This window comes from Thalassoroseus sp. (genome assembly GCF_984380535.1).
In genome coordinates, this window is sequence record NZ_CFHRBF010000027.1 from 17,394 (window position 1) to 42,612 (window position 25,219).

General features: G+C 53.9%; 23 protein-coding genes and 1 pseudogene. 7 read left to right on the forward strand and 17 right to left on the reverse strand.

Translation table 11 applies throughout. The features are described 5' to 3' along the window. Positions 1–15 precede the first annotated feature (15 nt). Positions 16–489 (forward strand): HD domain-containing protein, encoded by a 474-nt coding sequence (locus AC5DDB_RS27940; RefSeq protein WP_491743065.1) that lies wholly within the window; start codon positions 16–18, stop codon positions 487–489. Between the two features lie 65 nt (positions 490–554). On the opposite strand, the gene AC5DDB_RS27945 is transcribed toward AC5DDB_RS27940, so the two are convergent. From AC5DDB_RS27945 to AC5DDB_RS27960, 4 genes are all read right to left on the reverse strand, one after another. Further along, positions 555–2,717: a peptidoglycan D,D-transpeptidase FtsI family protein gene (locus AC5DDB_RS27945; protein WP_491743066.1), complete on the reverse strand. Its 2,163-nt coding sequence runs from the start codon at positions 2,715–2,717 to the stop codon at positions 555–557. A 2-nt stretch (positions 2,718–2,719) separates the two neighbouring features. Next, complete coding sequence (mreD, locus tag AC5DDB_RS27950; RefSeq protein WP_491743067.1) at positions 2,720–3,226, reverse strand: rod shape-determining protein MreD; 507 nt, start codon at positions 3,224–3,226, stop codon at positions 2,720–2,722. 78 nt (positions 3,227–3,304) lie between these two features. Beyond that, the gene (mreC, locus tag AC5DDB_RS27955; protein ID WP_491743068.1) at positions 3,305–4,249 is read right to left on the reverse strand and encodes a rod shape-determining protein MreC; all 945 of its coding nucleotides are present in this window, start codon (positions 4,247–4,249) and stop codon (positions 3,305–3,307) included. 125 nt (positions 4,250–4,374) lie between these two features. Next, positions 4,375–5,424, reverse strand: a complete 1,050-nt coding sequence (locus AC5DDB_RS27960; RefSeq protein ID WP_491743069.1) for a rod shape-determining protein — start codon at positions 5,422–5,424, stop codon at positions 4,375–4,377. A gap of 215 nt (positions 5,425–5,639) precedes the next feature. Here AC5DDB_RS27960 and AC5DDB_RS27965 point away from each other — a divergent pair, with 215 nt between their 5' ends. The 3 genes from AC5DDB_RS27965 (at position 5,640) to AC5DDB_RS27975 (ending at position 8,297) form a co-directional block, all read left to right on the forward strand. After that, the gene (locus tag AC5DDB_RS27965; RefSeq protein WP_491743070.1) at positions 5,640–6,188 is read left to right on the forward strand and encodes a hypothetical protein; all 549 of its coding nucleotides are present in this window, start codon (positions 5,640–5,642) and stop codon (positions 6,186–6,188) included. 102 nt (positions 6,189–6,290) lie between these two features. Then, positions 6,291–6,848 (forward strand): hypothetical protein, encoded by a 558-nt coding sequence (locus AC5DDB_RS27970; protein ID WP_491743071.1) that lies wholly within the window; start codon positions 6,291–6,293, stop codon positions 6,846–6,848. Between the two features lie 135 nt (positions 6,849–6,983). Further along, positions 6,984–8,297, forward strand: a complete 1,314-nt coding sequence (locus AC5DDB_RS27975) for a PQQ-binding-like beta-propeller repeat protein (protein WP_491743072.1) — start codon at positions 6,984–6,986, stop codon at positions 8,295–8,297. A gap of 93 nt (positions 8,298–8,390) precedes the next feature. Here the strand turns inward: AC5DDB_RS27975 and AC5DDB_RS27980 are convergent. Together AC5DDB_RS27980 and AC5DDB_RS27985 are read right to left on the reverse strand one after the other, a co-directional pair. After that, positions 8,391–8,756: pseudogene (locus AC5DDB_RS27980) on the reverse strand (DUF1214 domain-containing protein); the annotation flags it as partial. Positions 8,757–8,873: 117 nt separating this feature from the next. Next, a complete protein-coding gene (locus tag AC5DDB_RS27985; RefSeq protein ID WP_491743073.1) occupies positions 8,874–8,996 on the reverse strand; it encodes a hypothetical protein in 123 nt (40 codons plus the stop codon). Positions 8,997–9,008: 12 nt separating this feature from the next. Here AC5DDB_RS27985 and AC5DDB_RS27990 point away from each other — a divergent pair, with 12 nt between their 5' ends. Further along, positions 9,009–10,322 (forward strand): PQQ-binding-like beta-propeller repeat protein, encoded by a 1,314-nt coding sequence (locus tag AC5DDB_RS27990; protein WP_491743072.1) that lies wholly within the window; start codon positions 9,009–9,011, stop codon positions 10,320–10,322. A 93-nt stretch (positions 10,323–10,415) separates the two neighbouring features. Here AC5DDB_RS27990 and AC5DDB_RS27995 read toward each other — a convergent pair whose 3' ends face one another. The 4 genes from AC5DDB_RS27995 to AC5DDB_RS28010 form a co-directional block, all read right to left on the reverse strand. Beyond that, the gene (locus AC5DDB_RS27995; protein ID WP_491743074.1) at positions 10,416–12,029 is read right to left on the reverse strand and encodes a DUF1254 domain-containing protein; all 1,614 of its coding nucleotides are present in this window, start codon (positions 12,027–12,029) and stop codon (positions 10,416–10,418) included. Positions 12,030–12,254: 225 nt separating this feature from the next. Next, entirely contained in the window at positions 12,255–13,055 is an 801-nt protein-coding gene (locus AC5DDB_RS28000) for a sialate O-acetylesterase (protein ID WP_491743075.1), read from the reverse strand. A gap of 170 nt (positions 13,056–13,225) precedes the next feature. Then, positions 13,226–14,245, reverse strand: coding sequence for a leucine-rich repeat domain-containing protein (locus AC5DDB_RS28005; RefSeq protein ID WP_491743076.1), 1,020 nt, complete (start codon positions 14,243–14,245; stop codon positions 13,226–13,228). Between the two features lie 156 nt (positions 14,246–14,401). Then, positions 14,402–15,580 (reverse strand): N-acetylglucosamine-6-phosphate deacetylase, encoded by a 1,179-nt coding sequence (locus AC5DDB_RS28010; RefSeq protein ID WP_491743077.1) that lies wholly within the window; start codon positions 15,578–15,580, stop codon positions 14,402–14,404. 216 nt (positions 15,581–15,796) lie between these two features. On the opposite strand from AC5DDB_RS28010, the gene AC5DDB_RS28015 reads away from it, so the two are divergent. Then, entirely contained in the window at positions 15,797–16,051 is a 255-nt protein-coding gene (locus AC5DDB_RS28015; protein ID WP_491743078.1) for a GlsB/YeaQ/YmgE family stress response membrane protein, read from the forward strand. A gap of 301 nt (positions 16,052–16,352) precedes the next feature. On the opposite strand, the gene ispH is transcribed toward AC5DDB_RS28015, so the two are convergent. The 4 genes from ispH to AC5DDB_RS28035 all read right to left on the reverse strand — a co-directional run bounded on the left by ispH (position 16,353) and on the right by AC5DDB_RS28035 (position 20,638). Next, complete coding sequence (gene ispH, locus AC5DDB_RS28020; RefSeq protein WP_491743079.1) at positions 16,353–17,291, reverse strand: 4-hydroxy-3-methylbut-2-enyl diphosphate reductase; 939 nt, start codon at positions 17,289–17,291, stop codon at positions 16,353–16,355. Positions 17,292–17,455: 164 nt separating this feature from the next. After that, positions 17,456–18,382: a lipid kinase YegS gene (yegS, locus tag AC5DDB_RS28025; RefSeq protein ID WP_491743080.1), complete on the reverse strand. Its 927-nt coding sequence runs from the start codon at positions 18,380–18,382 to the stop codon at positions 17,456–17,458. 10 nt (positions 18,383–18,392) lie between these two features. After that, a complete protein-coding gene (locus AC5DDB_RS28030; protein ID WP_491743081.1) occupies positions 18,393–19,463 on the reverse strand; it encodes an alkaline phosphatase D family protein in 1,071 nt (356 codons plus the stop codon). Continuing rightward, a complete protein-coding gene (locus AC5DDB_RS28035) occupies positions 19,460–20,638 on the reverse strand; it encodes a THUMP domain-containing class I SAM-dependent RNA methyltransferase (RefSeq protein ID WP_491743082.1) in 1,179 nt (392 codons plus the stop codon). The genes AC5DDB_RS28030 and AC5DDB_RS28035 overlap by 4 nt, the downstream gene beginning before the upstream one ends. Before the next feature lie 166 nt (positions 20,639–20,804). On the opposite strand from AC5DDB_RS28035, the gene AC5DDB_RS28040 reads away from it, so the two are divergent. Continuing rightward, on the forward strand, positions 20,805–22,139 hold the full coding sequence (locus tag AC5DDB_RS28040; RefSeq protein WP_491743083.1) for a Gfo/Idh/MocA family protein: 1,335 nt from the start codon (positions 20,805–20,807) through the stop codon (positions 22,137–22,139). Positions 22,140–22,296: 157 nt separating this feature from the next. Here the strand turns inward: AC5DDB_RS28040 and AC5DDB_RS28045 are convergent, their stop codons facing one another. The 3 genes from AC5DDB_RS28045 to AC5DDB_RS28055 all read right to left on the reverse strand — a co-directional run bounded on the left by AC5DDB_RS28045 (position 22,297) and on the right by AC5DDB_RS28055 (position 25,102). Next, positions 22,297–22,713, reverse strand: coding sequence for a hypothetical protein (locus tag AC5DDB_RS28045; protein WP_491743084.1), 417 nt, complete (start codon positions 22,711–22,713; stop codon positions 22,297–22,299). Between the two features lie 219 nt (positions 22,714–22,932). Then, entirely contained in the window at positions 22,933–23,874 is a 942-nt protein-coding gene (locus AC5DDB_RS28050; RefSeq protein ID WP_491743085.1) for a DUF1559 domain-containing protein, read from the reverse strand. A 268-nt stretch (positions 23,875–24,142) separates the two neighbouring features. Next, the gene (locus AC5DDB_RS28055) at positions 24,143–25,102 is read right to left on the reverse strand and encodes an alpha/beta hydrolase family protein (protein ID WP_491743086.1); all 960 of its coding nucleotides are present in this window, start codon (positions 25,100–25,102) and stop codon (positions 24,143–24,145) included. Positions 25,103–25,219: the final 117 nt, after the last annotated feature.

Genomic DNA, 25,219 nt, shown 5'->3' on the forward strand with positions numbered 1-25,219 from the left:
CCAAGGAGAATAAGTGTGGCCACAATCGAGAAGGCGGTTGAGATTGCCGCGAGAGCGCACGCAGGGACAAAAGACAAGAACGGCATGCCTTATCTCTTGCACCCCTTGCGAGTCATGATGGGTGTGGAAGGGGAGGCGGCTCAAATTGTCGCGGTGCTGCACGATGTCGTCGAAGACACGCCGATAACCCTAGACGAAATTCGAGCCGAAGGTTTTCGAGACGAAATCGTCGAAGCGTTAGCGCTCGTAACGCATGAGTCGGATCAGTCGTATTCCGAGTACGTCATCGCTTTGAAATCCAACCCGATCGCTCGGCAAGTTAAACTCTCCGACCTGCGAGACAACTCGACACTCGCCCGCGTCATGCTACGGCCCCACAAAATCGACCGGGACACCGCTCGCATTCAACGCTATGTCCTCTCGTATCAATACCTCACCGATATCATCACCGAAGATGAATATCGAAAACTGATGAGCGATCGTGAGTAAAGTTTCTTCAGTTAGGAAGGTCGCTAGTGACGGGCATAGACCTTGGTCGTGATGACCTGTCGCGACTATTTCTCTTGCGAGTGAATCAAACCGAGTTCGACCATCGTTTCGACCGTTTGTTTAGCGACGGGGCCGGCGGTTGTTCCGCCGCTGCCGGCGTGTTCAAGGATCACAGTGAAGGCGTAGCGGGGACTTTCGGCGGGGGCATAGCCAGAGAACCAAGCGTGATCTTGTTTGCCGCCGACTTCCGCGGTTCCGGTTTTGCCGGCGATCCGCACTAGTTTCGACCGCACCGATTTGTACCCCGTTCCGCTTGGATGTGCGACGACGCGTTCCAAGCCTTCACGGATACGAGCGAGCGTGTCCGGGGTGAGACCGGAGATTGGCTCGGTCGGGCTTTCCTCCGTGGTGAAGCTGTCGCCAATGCGTTCGACGAAATGCGGGGTGACGAGTCGTCCATCGTTAGCGACCGCAGCCATCATGCGGGTGATTTGCAACGGCGTAACTGCCAATCGACTTTGACCAATGGCCAAACCGAGCGTGTCGCCGCCGTACCACGCACCTTCGTCGGAGGGTGACGGCACATGTCCGGCCGATTCACCGGGAAGATCGATTCCCGTTCGGCGTCCAAAACCGAATCGATCCGCCCAATCCACGATCGGGTCCGCGCCGATGGTCCTCGCTCCGTGGAAGAAGTAGACGTTACACGATTGCGCGATCGCGTCCGCCAGGCCGATGTGATTGTGACCGACTCCGTAATGCCGGTAGATATAACACCGATGACTCGCCGGGCTGTCTAAAAAACCTTGGCAGTAGAACGGGGCATCGGGATCGATTTGCCCGCTTTCGAGCAATGCGATGGAGGTGACTGTCTTAAACACCGAACCGGGGGCGATGGCCATGTTCGTCACACGGTCGAAGAACGGACGTCGGGGATCGTTCGAGAGTTTCTGCCAACGGTCGGCGTCGGGGGAAATCAAATCTTGCAAATCGTAGTCCGGTGCCGATACAGCGGCGACGACCGCACCCGTGCGGACATCCATCACGACAATCGCGGCACCAGCGGCGGGATCGGCGTCTTCCCGCGTTTCTGAAGTGAGCGTGTCGGCGAGCAGGGTTTGAAGTTGGCGTTGAAGCGGGGCGTGTAGCGTCAGTGTGACATCTTGGCCGGGACGCGGATGCCGTTCGATCTCCGTAGCGATGATTTCGCCCTGTCGATTCTTCACAATCCGCTTACGTCCCGGCATACCATGCAAAACGAGTTCGCGATGTCGTTCAATGCCATTTCGCCCAACACGATTATTTTCCCGATACGCCAGCGGATCGCCGTCCGGAAATTGCTCTGCTCGTTGTCGGATTTCGTCGCCCTGAATTTTCGTCCGCACGCCAATCACATGCGGAGCGAGTGAACTGTCACGATAGTGGCGGGCACTTGTGCGTTGCACCAACAATCCGGGGAATTGATCGGGGTTGGATTCAATTTTGGCCGCCGTGTAGAGGGTGATCGAATCCAAAAGCGGGTGATAGTCCAATTCCTCACGGATGACGATTGGCCCCCGTAAATCCCGAGAGGGTGCGGTCGTAAGTTCATTCCAGACTTGCGATAGGACCCGCTGCCACCAGGAACTGTTCGCTGACACTTCCGCTTTCGGTGGGGTAGGGCCGTCTCTCCGCTCTTGGTTTTCACGCACATGATTTGCAATGCGTTCGACCCGCGTTTGAATAGAACTTCGTCGACGTGTGAGTTCGTCGAGCGGGGTGCCGGTTTCCGCTGAGATGCGTTGCCAAAGTTCTTCCCGCTCCGCCAGGACTTGTCGTTTCGCCTCTTCGACTTGGATCGGATCGCGGCGTGCCAAACGGTCCAAACGATCGAGTGCCTGCTGCCTCAGCCACGAATCGTTCGCGGGTTCTTCCAACCAGCGGTAATGCACGTGCAAGCTGAGGCTAAAGGTGTCTTCAGCGAGTACTTGTCCGTCGCTGGTCAGGATTCGCCCATCGGATGTGGGGATATCTTCAAAGGATTCGGTGGTGTGTGTGAACTTCGCGACGAAGTCGGCTCCGATGGCGAATTGCAAATAGGCAAGCCGCGTGATGATCAGCAAAATCGGAATCAAGAACGCTGCGAAGAGCCAGTAGAGCCGCCCGATCGGACGAGCATCGACTTGCCAACTCGATTCCGTCGCGGGACCGGTGGCATCGTCGAACAGGCTCCGTGGTTGGTTCAGCACCGTCAAACCTCACGAGTCGGTTGTTGAACCACCAATCGCCGAATGAGTGACTGGCCCCAGAGAAAGACCATTACGACGGCCAATGTGCAGAAGCCGGTCGCGGTGACCGCTAACACAACTTGCGCATGATCGGATTGCTGTCCGGTGATGAGTAACCGTGCGGTTTGCGAGCAGAACAATGCGACAAAGATCGCGACCGCCGCTGCACTCGTCGTTGACATGACACCTCGCGTGAATTCTCGTTGCGACTGTGTAGCGTGCCATCGTCGAAGACCGAAGACCGTCCAAACCGCAACCAGCATGTCCACACCTAGCGGACCGCCGACGAGACTATCACTGAGGAGTCCTGCGATCGCCGCCCACACATAAGCCGTCCAACCACGAAGTGTCAGACCGGCTGTGACCACCGTCAGCAAAAGGTAGTGCGGACCGACCGGACCGGTGAACACACCCGACACTTGGCAGACCAAGGCGGTATAGATCAGAAGTAAAAATCCAAGATGCTGCATTTCGATTTTGCCAGTCGAAAGATTGTTCTGCTGGGCTCTTTCGAGCTAGGATCAGTTCCTGCGGACAAGTGATTCGGCTTACTTTTCGGCCGACGCGGTTCGAAGCGGATTTGGTTTCTCGCGAAGGACTGTAACTTGGCTACACGATTCAGTCCTCGTTCCCGGTTGCACCTGGATATCCCAGGTTTGCCGGTCCGCGGATAACTCGGCCTTGACGATTTGCCCGTAATACATCGGCTGTCCGCCGGTTTCATCGAGATTGGCAGAAAAGACTTCGTCACCCACGCTCACAGGTTCCGTGGCGGGAACATGCTGCAACGTGCAGGTGTTGTTACCCGTGCCCGCAAGAATTCCTTCGGCTCCATAGACGAAACCGTCGGTTGTGCGTCGGACGATGCGGGCGAGTCCGCGATATTCCGCATCGGTCACCCGTTGCACGACACTCACGGATTGGCCGACTTCCATCAACCGGCCGACGACACACCGTCCTGCAAACACCGCCCGACCAACCTGCACGCCGGAATCTTTTCCTTGATCGATGATCGTCGAATCATCCGCCAACACGATTTCGTCGCCGATCAATCCGTGAGTCCGGCCTAGATTGACCAAGGTGGCAGACTTCCACAAAGTCCCGGATTCACGACTGAGCACGTTCGCGGAAATGACCTCGGGCACGAACAGCGGTTCCGCCTCGGCCACCGGCCATGGAGCCACGCCTCGAGTTTGGGTGAGCTTTAATTGCTCGTGCAACTGAGCGGCTTCGGCTTGCCAACGACGACTTTGTTCCTGCCAATGTCGGGCTTCAGCAGTGAGTTCTTCGACTCTCGGATCTATACCACTAGGCCGCTGCCAATTCTCGATCCATGCATTGACGGTTTCCCGAGTCGAGCGAGACACCTGCAGTCCCGGTTCCAACGCATCATAAGTCGATTGCCGAAGCGCGTGACACCACGATTCCGGAGCTACCAATAGCCCCACTGCGACGATCGTGAGCAGCACGACGATTCGCAGTTCCGTTTTCATCGGTCACGTCTCCGATCTCTTGAGGGTTAGAAATGAGGGGCTAGGGTTTTGGGGAACAACCATCGTCCGCCCTGGTTTCCGGCTCAATCCGAATTTCTAACCCCGAAATCCTATTGGCCAACTGCTTACACATCGCGGTCGCCGGAATCTAAGCTGTCTCGCCATTGTGAGAAGTGGTCTAGACAGATGGCCGTTCCTCGGGCGACCGTGGTGAGTGGGTCGTCCGCCGCTCGCACCGGAATGCCCAGCCGTTCCCACAGGAATTGGTCCAGATTTCGCAAGAGTGCCCCGCCACCGGTGAGGATCAGCCCATTGTCGGCCAAGTCCGCAACGAGTTCCGGGTGACAACTTTCGATGGTCGATTTCACGCAGCCCAGAATCGCTTCAATCGGGTCTTGCAGAGCTTCGCGAATTTCCTCGCTCGTCACGATGGCCTTCCGAGGCACACCGCTGATCGTATCCAACCCATTGACTTCCGCCGTCAATTCTTGATCCAGCGGATACGCACTCCCGATGGCGATCTTTACTTGTTCCGCGGTTTGATCACCAATTCTCAGCGAGAAGTGTTGTTTCAAGTAGTCGATAATCGCTTGGTCGAGTTCGTCGCCGCCGACACGAATCGAGCGGGACGATGCAATATCCGCCAGGCTGAAAATCGCGACTTCCGTTGTGCCACCGCCGATGTCGCAGACCATGCTCGCCATCGGTTCGGAGATCGGCAAACCCGCCCCAATCCCGGCGGCTTTGGCTTCTTCAACCAGCCACACACGACCGGCTCCCGCCCGTTCGGCACTGTTGAACACCGCTCGCTTTTCGACCGGTGTAATCCCCCCCGGCACAGCGATCACCACCCGTGGACGCAGACCCCGGCTGTTCTTGCGGGCTTTCTGAATAAAGTACCGCAGCATCGCCTCGCAGAGTTCAAAGTCGGTGATCACACCATCGCGGAGCGGGCGAATCGCGGTGATAGAATCCGGCGTGCGACCAAGCATCTGCTTGGCCAACTTCCCCACCGCCGTTCCTTTACCCAAAACCCGCCGACTTCCCTTTTGCAACGCGACCACCGATGGTTCGTTCACCAACACACCATACCCTTGCACCGCAACTAGGGTATTTGCGGTACCCAGGTCGATGGCGAGATCAGGGCAAAGCCATTGTCGCAAACGATTCAGCATCCGTGCCGGCTCGCAGAATAGGCGGAAATATAATCAATGGGTCAGAACCGCAAGTTGTACTTAGCGCGCGGATTTCTGACAAGACGAGGTTCTTGGGGTATGTTCAAATGTTATCTGTTCGGTTGAGGACTCACGTGAATTTGCCCACACTGGTGGAGTCTCCGTCCGTCGTGGAAAGCAAGCTTACAAACTTCGAGATCAGGACCGGAATCGTTATGGCGCTCTTCGACTTCTTACGTGGGAAAAAGGAACGTGCGGACATTGAATTTCCGCTAGAGCAGACACCCTACGATATTGCTTACTTCCTACTGCCCGACATCATTTTTAACGACGTTTCGCGACTTGTTGAGCACTGCCAAGACAAGAGATTTGCCGGACCATTTTTCTACGCAATGGCATGTAAGGCCCGCGGGATCGAACCGCAAATCGAATCTGCGAAACTGTATCACTGGCACTCTGGGGGATTCGACGAAACCCGACAATATTTGCTTCTTGAGTATCCAACACCGCAACCGGTCGAACTGGATGTAGACGATCCGATGGCCCTCTTACGGTCGGACACGAAAATCGTGCTTGCTCCTTACTTTTCGCTAATCCTCTATGGAGATGGCGAGCCAGTTTACTACATTCTCGGTCAGTCTCCGATGGGCGGCCAAACAACATTTCGGCAGATTTTAGCAGAAGGCGCAAATTGCAATCTGGGACCCGGCCCTTCACCAACAATCGAGGAATTCCTTAAGCATGCCCGAAGGGCGAGCACTTAATTCGTAGCCGAACAGACGCGGCCGAATGGATGTCATCTGGTGTTTGACGTGCACGTTAAGACTCGTTCTTGCCTCGCAAGCTAAGCCCGGTAGTAGGATGTCATGACCGAACCGAAATCATTGATCGAAGCAATTCGTTTGCGGCCTGCAATGTACATCGGCGACAAATCGCTTCGGTCATTTCAAAGTTATCTCCATGGGTTCGAAATGGCTTGTCGTCTCCATCAGATTGAGGACAATCGACTAGGCCTAACAATCCCACCCGATTTTCACGACTGGGTGGCTTACCGAACCCACTTCAAAGAGTCGACGTCGGGCTGGTGCAACATGATTGTCGCAACGACGAATTCCGAGCAAGAAGCATTCGATCGATTCTTTGAGTTGATCGAGGAACACTCACAGCGTGTTCCAAAACTCGTGGCTGAAATTCTAAACTCAACCTCCAAGACAACGAGAATCTATCCGGATGGTCGGGAAGTGCACATTTCAGCTCCCGAGCGAGTTCGGCTGGTGCAATACACTGATGATCCAGGAATCTTTGCACTGTTCGATAGTCGAGATTGGGCTGATCGTTTCTATCCTTACTTAAGTTGGATGTGTGAAATCGAAGGCGGCGAATTGGTGATCCACGATGAAGAGTCCTATCGTGCACTGGTTTGAGACAACGAAGAACGAGCCAAACATATCGCTTCGCAAGTTAGGTCAGGCGACCCTGCGAAGTTGGAATTGACACTTGTTGACGGTACGTTGAGCCCAGTCCAACTCGTATTCAACGTTGATCGCGAAAGTCCTTCCATGTGTTTGCAACAATTACTGCCGATGTTCTTCGTGGTATTCATGACGACCAGTCTCTTCGCGGACGATTGGCCGCAGTGGATGGGGCCGAAGCGTGATAATGTTTGGCGGGACGAGGGGATTCTGGAAGCGTTTCCTGACGACGGTCCTCGCGTGGTGTGGCGGGTTCCGGTGGCTGGTGGGTACTCGGGACCGGCGGTTGCCGACGGCCGGGTTTACCTCACCGATTATGTGACGAAAGAGAACGTCAAAGTTGACAACTTCGATCGTAAGCAGTTTTCCGGAACCGAGCGTGTCTTGTGCTTGGATGAAGCGACCGGGAAAGAAATCTGGAAACACGAATACCCGGTGCGGTATCGCATTTCCTATCCTGCCGGTCCGCGTTGCACGCCGACCGTTCACGAAGGAAAAGTTTATACGCTCGGAGCCGAAGGCGATCTGTTGTGTTTGGATACGCAAACCGGGAACGTCGAGTGGTCCAAGAATTTTCCGAGTGACTATCAAGCCAAAACACCGCTGTGGGGATTCGCGGCTCATCCGTTAATCGATGGCGATAGACTGATTTGTATCGTTGGCGGCCGCGACGCTCATGCGGTGGCGTTCGACAAGGATACGGGCGATGAAATCTGGCGAGCGCTTCGAACACTAGAAACAGGCTATGTGCCACCGTCTATCATCGAAGCCGGTGGCGTTCGACAACTCATTCTGTTCCACCCGTCCGCAGTCGCGTCTGTCGATCCCGAATCCGGGAAGTTGTACTGGTCAGTGCCTTACGAAGCGACTAACGGTGCAGCTATCATGACGCCGGTCCATGAAGACAATCTACTGTTTGCTGGCAGCTTCTCGAACACCAACATCCTGATTGAACTCGACCAAGACAAGCCCGCTGCAAAAACGCTCTGGCGAGATCGCTCAAAGAAAGCCATTTCACCAGTCAACGTGCAACCGTTTTTGCAAGACGGAACACTCTACGGCTTCGATCAAAATGGTCTGATGTACGGCGTGGAGCTGAAAACCGGCGAGCGGCTGTGGCAGTCCGGGAAGCCGGTCAACACGGAACGCCCCTCGAACTCCGCAACGGCGTTTATCGTCAAAAACGGTGAACGATTCTGGATGTTCAACGAACATGGCGAACTACTCATCGCCAAACTCTCCCCCAAAGGCTACGAAGAAATTGACCGCGTCAAAGTCATCGAGCCCACCAACAACGCCTTTGGAAGAGACGTCGTCTGGTCACCTCCCGCATGGGCCAACCGCAAAGTCTATCTTCGCAATGACAAAGAGTTTTTGTGTCTCGACTTGGCCGCGAACTAGTTAGGAATCAAATAGGCCGGGTTAGTGGAGTGTAACCCATACTTTGGTATTCGTGCTAAGATTTCAAATGCCAGCGTGTCATGACTTTAAGGCTTAGTTGACGAGTTCAATTTCGCTAGGTTGCCAGCTCTTATCGAAGAACGATGGCAGCGGACTATAGAGCCTGAGGATTGTAAACCAGCCCTTCTTGGGATCGGTTTGAATCCAGTTGCCACGCTTGACGTTTTCAGGCTGCTGAGGTGCAAAGTAAACGGTGGTTGAACCGTCCGCCTCAGCTTCCGCCGCGGGCGACGGGTATTCCTGACTACCGGCACGAGGGTAATGTTGTGGCGTTGCCAGCATCGAACGGGACTGGTTGTCGTACAAAGTCAGGGACCAAAACGCCCGCGCGGGAATGCCTTTGGGGAGGGTCACTTTGTAAATCTTGGCACCGTCGAATGGGTTGCCATCAGCGTCTAAGTTAAGTAGGTCAGGCTGCGTCTGTCAAAGTACTAGACAAGGTTTGGAAGGTGCCCCCACCGCCGAATTCTTGCTGGGGAGGTTGGAATCTATCATTGTTGGCAATAGTTAAGTAGGTCAGGCTGTGCCTGACGAGGCACTAAACGTGTTCTCTCCGCTGAGTGCTTGCACGCGAAGTTGGAATTGACACTTGTTGACGGTACGTTGATCCCAGTCTAACTCGTATTCAACGTTGATCACGAAAGTCCTTCCATGTGTTTGCAACAATTACTGCCGATGTTCTTCGTGGTGTTCATGACGACCAGTCTCTTCGCGGACGATTGGCCGCAGTGGATGGGGCCGAAGCGTGATAATGTTTGGCGGGACGAGGGGATTCTGGAAGCGTTTCCTGACGACGGTCCTCGCGTGGTGTGGCGGGTTCCGGTGGCTGGTGGGTACTCGGGACCGGCGGTTGCCGACGGCCGGGTTTACCTCACCGATTATGTGACGAAAGAGAACGTCAAAGTTGACAACTTCGATCGTAAGCAGTTTTCCGGAACCGAGCGTGTCTTGTGCTTGGATGAAGCGACCGGGAAAGAAATCTGGAAACACGAATACCCGGTGCGGTATCGCATTTCCTATCCTGCCGGTCCGCGTTGCACGCCGACCGTTCACGAAGGAAAAGTTTATACGCTCGGAGCCGAAGGCGATCTGTTGTGTTTGGATACGCAAACCGGGAACGTCGAGTGGTCCAAGAATTTTCCGAGTGACTATCAAGCCAAAACACCGCTGTGGGGATTCGCGGCTCATCCGTTAATCGATGGCGATAGACTGATTTGTATCGTTGGCGGCCGCGACGCTCATGCGGTGGCGTTCGACAAGGATACGGGCGATGAAATCTGGCGAGCGCTTCGAACACTAGAAACAGGCTATGTGCCACCGTCTATCATCGAAGCCGGTGGCGTTCGACAACTCATTCTGTTCCACCCGTCCGCAGTCGCGTCTGTCGATCCCGAATCCGGGAAGTTGTACTGGTCAGTGCCTTACGAAGCGACTAACGGTGCAGCTATCATGACGCCGGTCCATGAAGACAATCTACTGTTTGCTGGCAGCTTCTCGAACACCAACATCCTGATTGAACTCGACCAAGACAAGCCCGCTGCAAAAACGCTCTGGCGAGATCGCTCAAAGAAAGCCATTTCACCAGTCAACGTGCAACCGTTTTTGCAAGACGGAACACTCTACGGCTTCGATCAAAATGGTCTGATGTACGGCGTGGAGCTGAAAACCGGCGAGCGGCTGTGGCAGTCCGGGAAGCCGGTCAACACGGAACGCCCCTCGAACTCCGCAACGGCGTTTATCGTCAAAAACGGTGAACGATTCTGGATGTTCAACGAACATGGCGAACTACTCATCGCCAAACTCTCCCCCAAAGGCTACGAAGAAATTGACCGCGTCAAAGTCATCGAGCCCACCAACAACGCCTTTGGAAGAGACGTCGTCTGGTCACCTCCCGCATGGGCCAACCGCAAAGTCTATCTTCGCAATGACAAAGAGTTTTTGTGTCTCGACTTGGCCGCGAACTAGTTAGGAATCAAATAGGCCGGGTTAGTGGAGTGTAACCCATACTTTGGTATTCGTGCTAAGATTTCAAATGCCAGCGTGTCATGACTTTAAGGCTTAGTTGACGAGTTCAATTTCGCTAGGTTGCCAGCTCTTATCGAAGAACGATGGCAGCGGACTATAGAGCCTGAGGATTGTAAACCAGCCCTTCTTGGGATCGGTTTGAATCCAGTTGCCACGCTTGACGTTTTCAGGCTGCTGAGGTGCAAAGTAAACGGTGGTTGAACCGTCCGCCTCAGCTTCCGCCGCGGGCGACGGGTATTCCTGACTACCGGCACGAGGGTAATGTTGTGGCGTTGCCAGCATCGAACGGGACTGGTTGTCGTACAAAGTCAGGGACCAAAACGCCCGCGCGGGAATGCCTTTGGGGAGGGTCACTTTGTAGGTCTTGGCACCGTCGAATGGGTTGCCATCAGCGTCTAAGAAACTCATAAGATACTGTGAGCCGACACCTGGAATCCGCATGATCATTCCGGGCGAATCAAGTGTGTAGGCATAGTAGAATGCAGTCCGCGAATCGAGCGTTCGCGCGCCAGTCGGTGGATAGGGCTTGAACATGCCTTCGGCTGTAAATTGTGGCGGCGGGGTCTCGAAGAACGCTCCACCTTCAAAGAGCATATTGCCCCATTGTGAATTCTCGTAGTATGCCCAATCGGGATGCGATACGCGAAACCGCCAGTTCAAACAGCGTCCCGTCGCATTGCCAATAGCCGCCGCATCGGTCAGGATCTTCTTTGTGTGGGCATCGGGTTTGAAAGGTTGTCCATGGACAATGCCGATCGCCGCCATCTGACCGGCTAGTTCGACGTCGTAACTAGTCGCCGGTTCCTGCTGCACGGTTTCGTTAATCAACTTAAAGAAATTGTAGTCGCTTGGGGGAATCGTGTTAAACGATTTGCCGCTGCCCTCGATGAACTTGGTTTCAGGGGGTGGCGGAGCTTGGCCAAGTTTCACCTCCCCTTGAAGGGCGGTGGCAATGCTGGTACCAAAACCGCCGGGCTTGTACGGGTAAATCTTCAGGTTTTGTTTGATGTTCTTGACGGCCGGTGCCGGATCGTCGTCCACTAAGAACGAACGAGCCGCGTACAACACCCGGTTCGTTTTGGAATGTGCGACGAAGTAACCACCTTCGGGGAGCGGACCATCGTATCCCGGTGGAACGAGTAGGTATTTCCCACCTTCGCCGCGATCAGGTCCAGGGCGACCGATGTCAATAATCCACGAGAACCACATGTCATTGATGGTGCCCAACCCCAACGGCGGTTGCTCAATGACCATCGGTCCTTTAGTGAGATTCACGACCGACATGTAGTAAACCGTGTCGCAGTTGGCCGTGAGAAACAACGAATTCGCATCCATCAATTTCGAAAAGATGACGACGCTATTGTCATCAGCACCGATGCTATTCAATCCCTTGGCAATGGCTAATGCCGAAGCACCCCGGAAACTATTATTGTAGACATCGATAGCGCGGACGAGGGTCTGATGGTCCTGAACACGTCTGGCGGTCTCGACGGTTGGCACCCCATCTTGAAATTCGAGCATGCCAATTGACGACTCAACGGAATCCGGTGTCGACAGCGATTCAGGAATCTGGGCGACTAGTTCCGGTCCGGCATGAATGGCAAATATCCCCAAACAGACGGCCAACCAAGTGTTTCCGACGTTCATGAATTTTCGCCCAATACGAAGTCAGTAGGTGAGAGATCGATACGAGAAGCATACCGGTTTCTCACCTCAAAGCGAAGCTCTTTACAAAGAATTCATGTTTGTGGCGAAAGAGTCGGGTCTGTTAGTGGGCGTTCCCTCAGAAATGGATGATCGCTGCGCAAGGCTGCACGCATATCAGTGTGCATACACAAATTACTGACGTGTCAATTCAAATCTGACGTTCCACTAGTTTACAGGTTCGTTGTCGAGCTTTGCTTCAACTTTGAGCATTTCTTCGGCGTAACGCTGGCCGAGCTTTTGCATGCTAGGCGTGTCGAAGTGCCAACGGTCCATGACTTTTAGACCTTCGGAACTTGCATAGCCTGTATACGGGACGGTTTCAGGAAGTTGGGCGATTTGATTGTTGATCGGCGGAAGTTCATGAACTTGACCGGCGACAAACGGTAGATTTTCAATGTCTAAGTCAGTGCGAAGGTCCGTGATTAGAGTTTCCAGCTTTTGTAGGTAGCCATCCGGGTTACCACCGTTGCCTTCGCCTTGGTGCCAAAGAATGCCTTTGAGTGTGCCCGTCTTTTGCGCTTCCTTGGCTCGTCGGACGGCTTCTTGATAGAACTGTGTGCCTTTGGCCCATTGTTCAATCTTCGTGCCGCCTTTGGCGTTCACCACGAGGCCGATGGTCGTATCTTTTTTCGTCTTCCGCATCGTCTGGACAAACCCATAGCCAGGGTTCATCTTCTGCATGTTAAGTGCCTTGCGAATTGTGGAATATCGGTTGAACGGATTCTTCGCAGGCTCCCATTGGTCATCGCCGTTGAACAGATAACAACCCTCGATTGTCCCGGATTGCTCGGCACTAAACGGCGCCCGTCCCGCCATATTCGATTGGCCGATCAACAAATAGACGTGCAGCTTCTCTTGTGGGCCAGTGTACGAGTTTTGATTGTCATCTTGGGCCGGGAGATGAACTCCAAGTAAACACAACGTTGCTGTGAGCAAAAGGAAAGAAAATTGTTTGCGGGCTTGCATGAGTGTTGTCTTTACTTGGAGTTAGAAATCGAAAGTATCAGTCTCTTGACTAAAGAGTTACAAGACCGCATTACGGTCTTTGAGATCTGTAATGTGCCTGTTTGATTCGATAGTCAGCGTTATTCACGAAACAGAGACTGCTACGATCCTAAGTATACTACAATCGTCTTCTATTCATATGTTGCAGAAACGACTTCAATGTGGAGAGCGGGATGTTCCTTCTGCAGTTTCTGCATCAAATCGTTGTTGACTTGATCTTCATCGACATAGATCGCCGTTAGCGACTCCTTAGCTGAAAGCGATTCAATTCCCGAGCCAGTCACTTTCGTGCCGCCAACCGAAACTCGCTGGAGTTTCGGCAACTGTTCGAGAGTTTTCAGGCCAGCATCTGTGATTGCAGTTTCGTCTAAGAGAACCTCATAGAGTTCCGTGAGACCTTTCAGGTGATCCAGCCCTTTATCCGTGACTTTGGTACCCATCAATGAAAGGCGACGAAGTTTTGATAGGGAACTGATCGACTTGAGTCCTTCGTCAGTCACTATGGTTTTACCGAGGCGAAGTTCTTCGAGATCGGTCAACTCGGAAATCGCTGGCATGGCTTTGTCGGTCACACGCGTCCCGTGCAAACTCAAGCGACGCAAGTGCGGGAACTTCTTCAACACGTCGGACTCGTCATCAGTCATGTTTGTTTCACGCAATCGCAACTCAAGCAACCGGTGAGCACCGCTTAGGTGATCCAGCCCTGATCCGCGAATATCCGTGCGATTCAAGTTGACTTCAATCAGATCAGAAAACTCAGCTAAAGAAGCGAGGCCTTTGTCCGTAATGTGCGTCCCCGCGAGACTGATCGCTTGGACGTCTTGGAGGGTCTCCAAATGCTTCAGGCCAGCATCCGTAATGTTGGGACTTTCTAGGAACAATCTCATCACCCGTGTTTTCTTCGGGATTTTTTCCAAGGTTACGTCGGTAGCTCCAGTGTCGACAAAGGAGGACCGTTTACCCGCGACGACTTGTTCGAGTTGAGTTGAAATCCCAACTGGATCGCGAGTGATATCCTGCTCGGTCACGTCTTTGTTGTTTGTTGACAGGAACCAGCCGGCCGCAAAAGTGGCGGCCATGCCAACAATTGCAAGTAGAACGCCTGATTTGTTCGAGGTGGGGGGATTGTTCGTGGTAGCTGCATCGGACATGGGTAGACTCCTTGGGCGAGCGGTGACAGGAGGCGAGATTGGAACAGTTCCCACAATTAACACGCATGTTCCCAAAGCGGTGCAGTTATTTTCGAAAAATTCTCCTCTAACCGATTTTATTGGATTGGCGTCAATGCTCGTTGGCAGTAGATGGCGTTAGGAAGAGCAAACGCTGAGCTCCGGCACGTCGCCGTATTTGAGTTCACCCGCTAAGAAAGTGGCGATGGTGTCGAATGATCCGCCGGGTTGCCAATGGAAGAGGACAAGGTCGGCTCGGGATCCGCGACGGAGACGACACTCTTCGTAGCCGAGAAGCAAGGCCGGGTTGCGGCTGGTCATATCAACGGCTTGACCAAGCGTGATCGGGGCCATCTTCATCGCGGTCGCCACACAGTGGTCGGTTTCTTGTCCGGAACCGGCCAGGTATTGTCGTTGACCGGCAACCACAAGCCGACCGTCTTCCAACACCTCCATCGCGACGGCACCCTCTTGATACACACCCGGGGGACAACCGGCGAGTCCTGAGGCATCACATGTGATGATCGTGCGATCGACGCCTTTGGCTGCGATGATTGACCGCACGACACTTGGTGGAAGGTGATGCCCGTCGGTAATGATGCCCGCCCACAGACGTGAATCACCGAGTTGTTCCCACAGATAATTCGGGTGACGCTTTAACGTCCCGTGTGCCCCGTTGCCAAGATGGGTGCTCTTGGTTGCGCCGGCATCGACCGCTGCTTGAATCTGTTCCGGGCTGGCTCCGGTGTGGCCGATAGAAATTACAACGCCTGACTCCACCGCTTGCCGAATGAACGGGATGACATTTTCCTGATCCGGTGCAACCGTGACCAATCGAATCCGATTGCCAGAGGCTTTCTGCCATTCGGCGAACTCGTCCCAATTGGCGGCTCGGACATGTTCCAACGGATGGGCACCGCGTGGGCCGTCTTCGGCGGAGATATAAGGACCTTCCAAATGACATCCGGGCACCATGCGGTTGACCCAATCGTGTCGCTCGCAGGCCTCGGCGACGGCAGAAAACCCATCGCGAAGGGCTTCGTACGAGTTGGTAATCAACGTGGGACAAAGACGAGTCACGCCGTGCGCCAGATACTTCTCGACCACAACACATACGTCATCGGCGGTCAGATTCTCTTGGCTGAACCAAGTCCCCGAGTGTCCGTTGATCTGCAAGTCGAATAGCCCGGGAGCAATCCAAGGCCAATCGGTGGCGGATTCGTTCGGCCAAACGGGGTCGACGCGTTGGATCCGTCCAGCGTCCAAGGTGACTCGAATCGGTTCACCGTTCTGATAGTGCCGACCAAAAACCTGCATTGTAAACCTCGCGTCACACTTCAAAAATCAGGTGGTGTTTGATGGGGTGGTTTGTTGTATTTTTCGATGTCGTAAAGACTTACGGTCGTAAGGTCGAACGGCGGAAATTCGTGCGGGCCAACTTGGCCGGATTTCCAGCCAAAAGTGGTGCAAGAATTGCACTGTTCGCCATCGAACCTAGACTTTCTCCTTAGACATCAGAAAGAAGGACAAATAATGGCGTTTTTGTATTGGGCTATCTTTGGATTGATCGCCGGAGCAGTCGGAAAATTGTTGATGCCGGGCGATGATCCAGGCGGATGCTTGGTGACGATTCTCCTTGGGATTGCTGGTGCATTCGTCGGGGGATTCATCGGCACGCGACTTGGATGGGGAACCGTGGAAGGATTCGATATTCGTAGCTTCGCAATGGCAGTTGGCGGCACCATGTTGCTGTTACTGGGGTATCGATTGCTCAAAAAATCGAGTTAAACCTATTACGGTCTCCGATGTCCGTGCTGCATCCGGGAACTCTCGCGTTCTCTAATCACGAGCATCGCGAAGTACGCCGACTGGTTGTCCCATGCGATCCAGGACGCAGGGCAATGCTCACGACATGACCCATGATCACGAGCAAGTCTTTCGGCGAAACGGAAGTCCGTCACGTCGCCGGCTTGCTCGTTCATGACGAGCGATCTAGGCAGTCCCCGAAGTCCGAGACACTAACAGGAGTGAAATCAGCGCATGTTGATGTGCTGATGCTACGAAGGTCATCGGGGACTTGCAAGCGTTGTTAGTTGATGACTTGCAGTCGGCGGAGTTCTTTCGGCAGCGGGAAGTGGACGTGTTCCTCCCGAATGACTTCTTCTCGCATAGTCGCGTTGTAAGTTTTGACGAGGTGATCGACCACTTCCTCAACAACGACTTCCGGAGCACTGGCACCGGCGGAAATCAGAACTGTTTTGACATCGTCGAACCATTCCGATTGCAGTTCGGAAACGGAGTCGATGAGGAACGACGGTTTGCCGAGACCTTCGCCGATTTCTTTCAAACGGCGACTGTTCGAACTGTTCTGGCTGCCCAACACCAACACCAAATCCGCGAGCGGTGCCAACTGAGAAATCGCGTCTTGCCGGTTTGTGGTGGCGTAGCAAATGTCTTCTTTGGGCGGTGATTCGATGTGCGGATAGCGTTGTCGTAGGGCATCGATCACGGCTCCCGCTTCCGTCACACTAAGCGTGGTCTGTGTGAGGTACGCGAGTTTATCGTCCGGGCCAAATGAAAGTTCCGCGACTTCTTCTGGAGTTTCAACGAGGGTGATACTCTCCGGTGCTTCACCCATGGTGCCGATGACTTCATCGTGGCCTTCGTGACCGATCAACAGAATGTTGTACCCATCACGTGCGTAACGAATGGCCTCCATGTGCACTTTCGTGACGAGCGGGCAAGTGGCGTCGATGGTTTGCAGTTTCCGTGCACGCGATTGTTCACGGATTTCCGGCGAAACCCCATGAGCACTGTAGAGCAGAATGGAGCCTTCCGGAACTTCGCTGACATCGTCAACGAACGTCACTCCTTGCTTCGTAAAACGTTCGACAACGTACTTGTTGTGCACGATTTCATGGTAAACGTAGATATCCGACCCAAACATGCGGATCGCCTCGTCGAGGCAGTCAATCGCCATGTTCACACCGGCACAGAAGCCTCGTGGGTTGGCTAGAAGAATGTCCATGAAAGTTCCTCAGTGGTTTCGCGGTTGGGTCTCACAGTGTAACCGCAGCCGGCGGGAAGTTTAACGGCTGGGGTGAGGATTTAGAGGATAGAGATGAGGATTTCGGGCAGACCGGATTCGTTCTTCTTGCGTCTGATACCTAATTCCTAACCCCAAATCCTGCCCTACAACTCCTGGAACGGTGCTCGAATCGGCAAATAACACGGGAGACGTTGAGGAAGCGACTCGAATTCCAAATGGGTGCCTTCGCCGGGTTCGCCGTCAAGATTGAACTGTAATCCCTTGGGAGCTTCGATGATGAGTCGATCCGTCTGGTGGTACATTAGGTGTTCGCTCTCGAAGTGAGTGGTCATTTCCTTCAGCTCGGCTAACACCCCGAAATACTGCGTCAGTGGGAAGTCTTTGACAATGGTGACATCGAGCAGCCCGTCATCGATGACAGCGTGTGGCGCGAGTTTGTAACCGCCGCCGGATTGACGCCCGTTCCCCACCGTGATCGCAAGGGCATCGCCAGTCCACTCGAACCCATCCGCCTTCACGTGAACATGTCGCGGTTGAATGTTGGCCGCTTGAGTCACTCCAGTGAGGAAGTACGCGAATCCGCCGAGCAGTTGTTTCAATTCCGGCGGTGTTTCGGCGGTGATCTCCGCGCCATAACCGCAACTGACCATGTTGATGAAGTACTGATCGTTGATTTTGCCCACGTCCAACGCTTTGCGGGGGGCTTTGTCGAGCATTTCGAACGCGACATCTGGATTATTCGCCGGAATCCCGCATGCGGTGGCGAAATCGTTGGCGGTACCGAAGGGAACAAGGGCGAACGCGGCTTTGATCTCATCCGCAGCGAGCATGCCCTGAGCAACTTCGTTCGCAGTGCCGTCACCGCCGATGGCCACGATCGCGTCCCAATCGGTCGTGCAACGATCCTTGGCGATTTCAAAAGCATCACCGGCTTGCTGAGTGACGTTGACCTCGATCCGTCGCCCTTGCGACTTCAGTAAATCGACGACGCGGACGAGTTCCTCATCGTCTCGACATTTTCCATTGATGATCAAGCACAGCGAACGGTCGGGCGATGGCAATGTCGACATGATGGCCGGGTCACTTTGCGGGGTGTTGAAGTTCGCTCAACTTTGTTTTGGCTTGCAGAACGACTTTGTTTTGCAGGTCGCGAACTTGTAGACGAATGGTAGGGTCGGCAACCTGCCAGTCAATCTGGATCATGCCAAAATTGACCGGATTGTACACTACGCCAACGCGGTGTTCGTTGAGTTCGTTCCGCCATTCGCTCGGTGTGTTCAAACTGCTGGACGTGACATCGTAAATCGGGTAACCGACGACGACGGTAGGCAATCGGGAAATCTCCGCATGATGTCGATCGCCGCTGATAAAAATCACGCCGTTCGCTTTGGTCTTCTTGATCAGTTCGAACAGCCGTTCGCGTTCGTGGGGCATCAACCCCCATTTTTCCCAGCCGTGTTGATCGGCCACGACTTGAATGCTGGACACAATAATACGCACCTTTGCCGGCTTCTGAAGTTCCTCTTCGAGCCACTTCCATTGGGCTTCGCCGAGCATTGTGGCATCGCTGTTTGTGTTCGGCAGATACACGCCGTGCTCGCCAGCACCGGGTTCGGTTTGCCACCGCTGCGGAATAAGCGGACTCCGGAAGTAACGCGTGTCCAACAACAAGACTTGCACCCGCTGATCCTCGGGGCCAAACATCTTCGCCAAATACACGCCTTCGCGTTTTCGTCGAGGGGAGTCGGCCGGCTCTTCGAAGAAGTCGAGAAAGATTTGCTGAGACTCCACTTTCTTCAGGTATTCACTTCCGGCATCGTTTTCGCCGTAATCGTGATCGTCCCATGTCGCCAAGATCGGCACATTAGCCTTGAGTTTCTGATAACCCGGTTGAGCACCCAACTTCGTCCATTTCGATTTCAACACCGCCATATCACGGGTGTCACCGTAAATGCTGTCGCCGACGAACAGAAATAGTTGCGGATCGCTGACCTGAATGGCGTTCCAAATCGGCTGTGGTTGGTCCTGCTTCGCACATGATCCAAAAGCGATCTGACTCAACGGCTTGTCATCCGCATGTGTCGTTGTCGCGACAGTACACGCGACCAACATCGCGAGTAGCGATCGGCGAGACAATTCACAGGCAATCATTCGGCAGGTTCCTTCGTTGGGGCAGGGGTGGAACGAGGCGGGCGCGGGCCGTGGAATTGGTAGTAGGTGCAAGCCAAACGACCGTTGTAGAGTTTCCGTCGTCGGTCGGCTTTGCGATTGATGGTTTGCTCGAACTTCGGATTCGAAGCCAACACGTAGAACGACCACGTTGGCAACGAGTCGAACACTGCGGGCATTTCGCGATAAGTCGCTTCCGCTTGACGCTGCGAACTCGATCGCTCTCCGTAGGGCGGATTCGTAATGATGCAGCCATACTCGCGTGAAGTTTTTAACTCAGCGAACGGTTTGCGTTCGAAGTGAATGAAGTCAGCAACACCGGCAGCAGCGGCATGGGTGCGGGCCAATTGAATCGCACGTGTGTCGATATCAGTCGCCAAAATCGGATGTTCGAGAGTTTCGATTTCTTGCAACTTCGCTTCCTCTTTGGCGGCCGTCCACAAGTCCGCGGTAATCTGCGGCCAAGTTCCGCAAGCGAATTCCCGGTGCATGCCGGGGGCACGGTTGAGACCGATCATTGCGGCCTCGATCGGGATCGTACCCGAACCGCAGAATGGATCGATCAACGGTCGCTCTCGGTTCCAGAAACTCAACTGCACAAGTGCCGACGCAAGTGTTTCCTTGAGCGGTGCACTTCCCACCAACGTGCGATAGCCGCGTTTGTGCAGGCTGGCGCCGGTGGTGTTGACGGCCAGCGTGACCTTGTCTTTCAGGATCGACACATCGATCTCGTAGGTTGGTCCCGATTCATCGAACCAAGTGCCGCCGAATCGACGTTGTAAGGATTCGACGACCGACTTTTTGACCATGGACTGAATCGTCGGCGTGTGATGCAACTGTGATCGCACACTCTTCGCCCGCACCGGAAACGCGGCGGTCTTACCGAGGATGTTTGGCCAATCCTGCAGCGTGGTGATCTCGAAGAGGGTGTCGAAGTCGTCCGCATGGAACTCGGCGATCTTCCAGAGGACACGGTCGGCACTCCGCAGCCACAAATTCGCCCGACAGATCGCCGACCAATCCCCCCGAAACTGCACGCGGCCATCGCTCGTGGTCTGATCGGTATACCCAAGAGCCGCCAATTCACGCCCGACGACGGATTCCAATCCGAAAGGCATAGTCGCGATGAGGTCGAGTTGTGGTGTGGTATCGGTCATGGGTGCTCTGGTGTGGAAGTCAGCTTTTACCAACGGTCATAACAGATTGCTACCCTCGAATCGAGCGGCCCGGTGGAAACAGTTCCTGCTGATGTGTTGGTGGAAGTTTCGACATCGAGCAGGTTACGATGAGTCGGGTTCCGAAACATTTTCAGGAGTATGACCAATGACGCAGCGTTCCCGACTCAATCGCCGTGAATTCCTCACTACTACCGCAGCGGGACTGACGATTCCACTGGCAGCACCGGCGGTTCTTCAGTCGGCGTCACCCAACGGACGCGTGAGACTGGCGAGCATTGGCGTCGGCGGAAAAGGTTGGTCCGATCTCACAGGGGCGGCCGAGTTCTGCGATGTCGTGGCGTTCTGTGATGTCGATACGAACACCACGCGTCGCGGCGGGTTTGCACAAGCCGCCCAGAAGTATCCGAAAGCCCGACGTTACAGCGATTGGCGAGAACTCTTCGATAAAGAGGCCGGCAAGATCGATGCCGTCACCGTGAGTACGCCCGACCACATGCACGCGCCGATCACAATGACCGCCCTGCAAGCCGGCATCGCGACGTACACACAGAAACCGCTTACACGTACGATTCACGAGTCTCGTGCCCTGACCAAAGCGGCCGCCGAAGCTGGTGTCTCCACGCAAATGGGCAACCAAAACCACAGCGGAGCCGGTTATCGAACCCTCGCCGATTGGGTGCAGAAAGGAGTTCTCGGCAAGGTGAAAGTTGCGCACACCTGGTCTAACCGTCCGATTTGGCCCCAGGGCATTGATCGCCTGCAAGGTTCCGACCCGGTGCCAAAGGGATTGGACTGGGATGCTTGGCTGGGCGTTGCTCCTGAACGTCCCTTTGTCGACAACGTGTATCACCCATTCAAGTGGCGGGGTTGGTACGACTTCGGCGCGGGTGCTTTGGGAGACATGGGATGTCACATTATCGATCCGGTCGTGTGGTCCTTGGAACTCGGACCGGCTCTGTCCGTGAAATACGATGGTCCCACGCCCAACGCGGAAACATTCCCGAAAGAAGAAACCATTCGTTACCGGTTTGGCGGCACTCGTCATACTGCGGAAGACACCATCGAAATGACCTGGTACGACGGCGGACGACTACCAAGCATCGAAGGCTCGCATCTTCCGCCCGGTACCAAGTTGCCCTCGAACGGCGTATTGATGATCGGCGAAGAACGCACGCTTGTTTGCCCCCACGGCGGCATGCCTCAAGTTTACCCGCCTGCACCTGTTCAACTCATCGAAGTCCCGAAACTGAACCACTACGAAGAATGGGTTAAAGGCATCAAAAATGGTAGCACGCCGAATAGTAGCTTTGCCTATGCAGGACCGTTGACAGAGACAGTGTTACTCGGTGTTGTCGCTTCGCGTGTTGGTTCCGAAGAACTCAAATGGGACGCCAGAAAACTTCGCTTCACCAACTCTGAGAAAGCCAATAGCTTCGTCAAGCAAGACTACCGCGAGGGTTGGGAAGTTGAAGGGCTTTAGACCGGGTTGCACTCGTCTAGGTTCGTGCAAGATGCGGCGAAGACATTGTCTTCCGACTTCCACAAAATAGAAACCACTACATTGAATAGTAGACGACTTTAGTTAACAAATCAGGCGTGCTCAGTCTCGATGAGCACGCCTGATCTTTGCTAGTTTCTTATTCGGGTATTACGATTTCAATTGTGTTCTCACCGTCGATGACTTCTTGAGTTAAATCAGAGTTCGCTATGTCGAAATACTTCTTGGGGACTGGGAACTCGTCGGCTTTTTGAGGCGGGCTTCCTGGGGGCAATTGTTTTGGTTCTGGAGGTGTAAACGAGATCGTGTAGGTGCCGGTTTTTAGAGGCGTTGCCAACGCAAAATGGCCGGTTTCGTCAATTGGGATCGACGCTGCCTCGCCAGTCGATCGCTGATAGAAGTTGATGTCACCAGTTGTGAGTGGCTGACCCTTGTAAGTTACTGATCCAGAGATTTCTCCCTGGGGATCTTCACTCGAAGAACATCCCTGCAACGTGCTTGTAGCAATAAGCAAGCATAAACAGCCAATAGGAAATTGGAGACCGCAGTTATTCATCAATGGTCGACCTTCGTACTCGACGGGTTATGAGTGAGAAACTTCGTGGCAGAAAAAACGCGGCGACTCGAATTGAAACCTCGAATCGCCGCGAATCTAAAAGAACGGTGATGTCGTTGAGACTGTATTACAGTCTTCTGAATCCGCGGTGAGAGCGAATAGGTCTTTGCTTTCTAACTTCCACAACACAGAAACCGCACCGACCAATCGTCAACGACTCTAGAACTCCTTGATGACTTGGCCGTCGTCTTTTACACAGAGTTGTTGAAAGGTCAGAAAGTCGATGTTGTCGGAAATGAATCGGATGGAACCGTCGGTTAGGCAGACTTGAATACCACCGGGGTGGAACGAATTCAGGAGCGTGTTGCCCTTGTAGGAAGTGCTCCCGCCTGTGAGGGCTGTTTTGGCATTGGGCGGTTGCATGACTGCTGTTAGACCACAACCCCATAGGTCGCCGCAGCCACCCGATCCGCAGGTACTGACGCCACGCGACGAACCATTCGTCACACCACCCCACGGAGTGTAATAGCCATTGCGTAAATCTTGTGTACCGACAAATCCTGATTGCTCGGCGACGATGATGGTATTTGTGGTTCCATCGGAGCAGGCCGAGAAATCAAATGCTTCGTTCCAGGCTAGCATTCCATTATTCGTCCAATAGCCACCATAGTTAGATGCGGAATACGTTGATGTGCGACCCGCGGGATCAGGATACGTTCCCATAATCCCAATGTAACTTGGTACCTGATGTTTATAGTTCGTCCACCAGGTTGTCCAAGAGTCCGGTTGTGTCACTGGGGCGGCCGACGATGGGCACTCGTAAACGGATAGAATCAAATCTCGTAACAACGGGTCGGCTTGAAGTGCTGTCAAGTTGAGTTGTTCGTACAGATTTTCTTGTTCGAGAAAGGGGAAAATTCGCACACGCCAGTTTGGAGTCCCAATACCGTTCGTTTGCCCGAGCGGGAACTTCTTGTTGACGTCGGCATAGTTGTGAAGCGCAAGCCCCACATTCTTGAGGTTGTTCTTACACTGAGTTCTGCGGGCTGCTTCACGAGCTTGTTGCACTGCAGGCAAGAGTAGGGCAATGAGGATTGCGATGATCGCAATCACGACTAGCAGTTCGATGAGCGTGAAGCCTCGACGACGATACCGAACCATGCAATTCCCTTTTGGCGAATTAGGGCGGAGAATGAGAGCCGATGAATGGAAGAGCGTCGGAATTTGACCGAAGCAATCCGAGTGCCAAAGGGGAAGAGATTTTAGTTTTCAGGGAATCCCCTGTAAGTTACGACAGGTTCGATGCGAAAATGTCTTGAAGCACACGACTGGTTGCATCAAAACCGAGCGATGAATGCCGGGTTCCCCAGCAAAACTTGAGATTCTCGGAGTATTTGCTTGAGAATACAACACGCATTTCGCAAAACGGTCACTTCCACTCCCAGAGGTTTTGATCGTTGAGGCCGGTCTTGGGAATGACTTGGTTCGACTGTAACCACTGTTTGGACGGGGCATCGTCTTTCAGGTAAGCGTCCCAGAAATGCAGGCTAATTTTCTGGATGGCAGGGTGGTGTGTGGGGTCTTGTCGCCCCGCTAGTCGTCGTCCACCGTCGCCGAATGCGGAGTGTTCCGCGTCATGCAAGACCAACTGGTATTTGTCACCCGCCGGCAAAGCAGCATAGACTTTGCGACGATCTTCCGGCTGCATGCTCGGATCAATTGGGCTACCATCGCGGGTGCCGGTCATGCAAAGAATCGGTTGCTGTAAGTGTCCAAAAGTCTCAGAGACATCACCGGCTTTCCCCGGTTGAGGACTCATTGCAAGAAACGCATCAATTCGTTTTTCGTGGTAAGTCTGATTGAACGGGAACTTGCGTCCGGCAACAGCTAGCGTGGTGACGGCACCATAACTATGTCCGCTCATTCCGATGTGTTCCAAGTCGAGTTTGCGATACAGCGGATGATCGACTTGTTCGTTCCATCGTTCGAGTTGGTCAATCACGAACGGGACATCAGCAAACCGTTGTAAGGCAGTTTTCATGCTCGCTGCGGCTTTGAGGGCATCGAATCGCTCGCGGAGTTTGGCGGTCTTCCACACGGTTTCGTCACTCCCCGGATGTTGCATGAACACCGCCGTATAACCAGCGGCTGCCCAGTACGTTCCCAGATAGCCATTGTTCTCTCGCGACCCACCCAGCCCATGTGAAAACAAAATTACGGGTTGCGGCAGCTTTGAATCCGTGCGGTAGATTTTCAGGGGAACCGTTCGGTCGCGTTTTCGGTCAACCGGTTCGAATCGAAGTGTGTGGACCTCATCTGACTTCGCAATTCCTGGGGAGACGCAAAGAATCAAAGTCAGAAGGAGACACACTTTCGAAAGGCTTGACATGACGGGAATCCCGGAGTTTTGGAGAAGTGATGTCGACACGGCGTGAGAGAGGCCTTGTCATCAGAACTACCTGGGTTGCCCGACGATGGTTTCGATGAACTACTCGAAAGTGTCTCC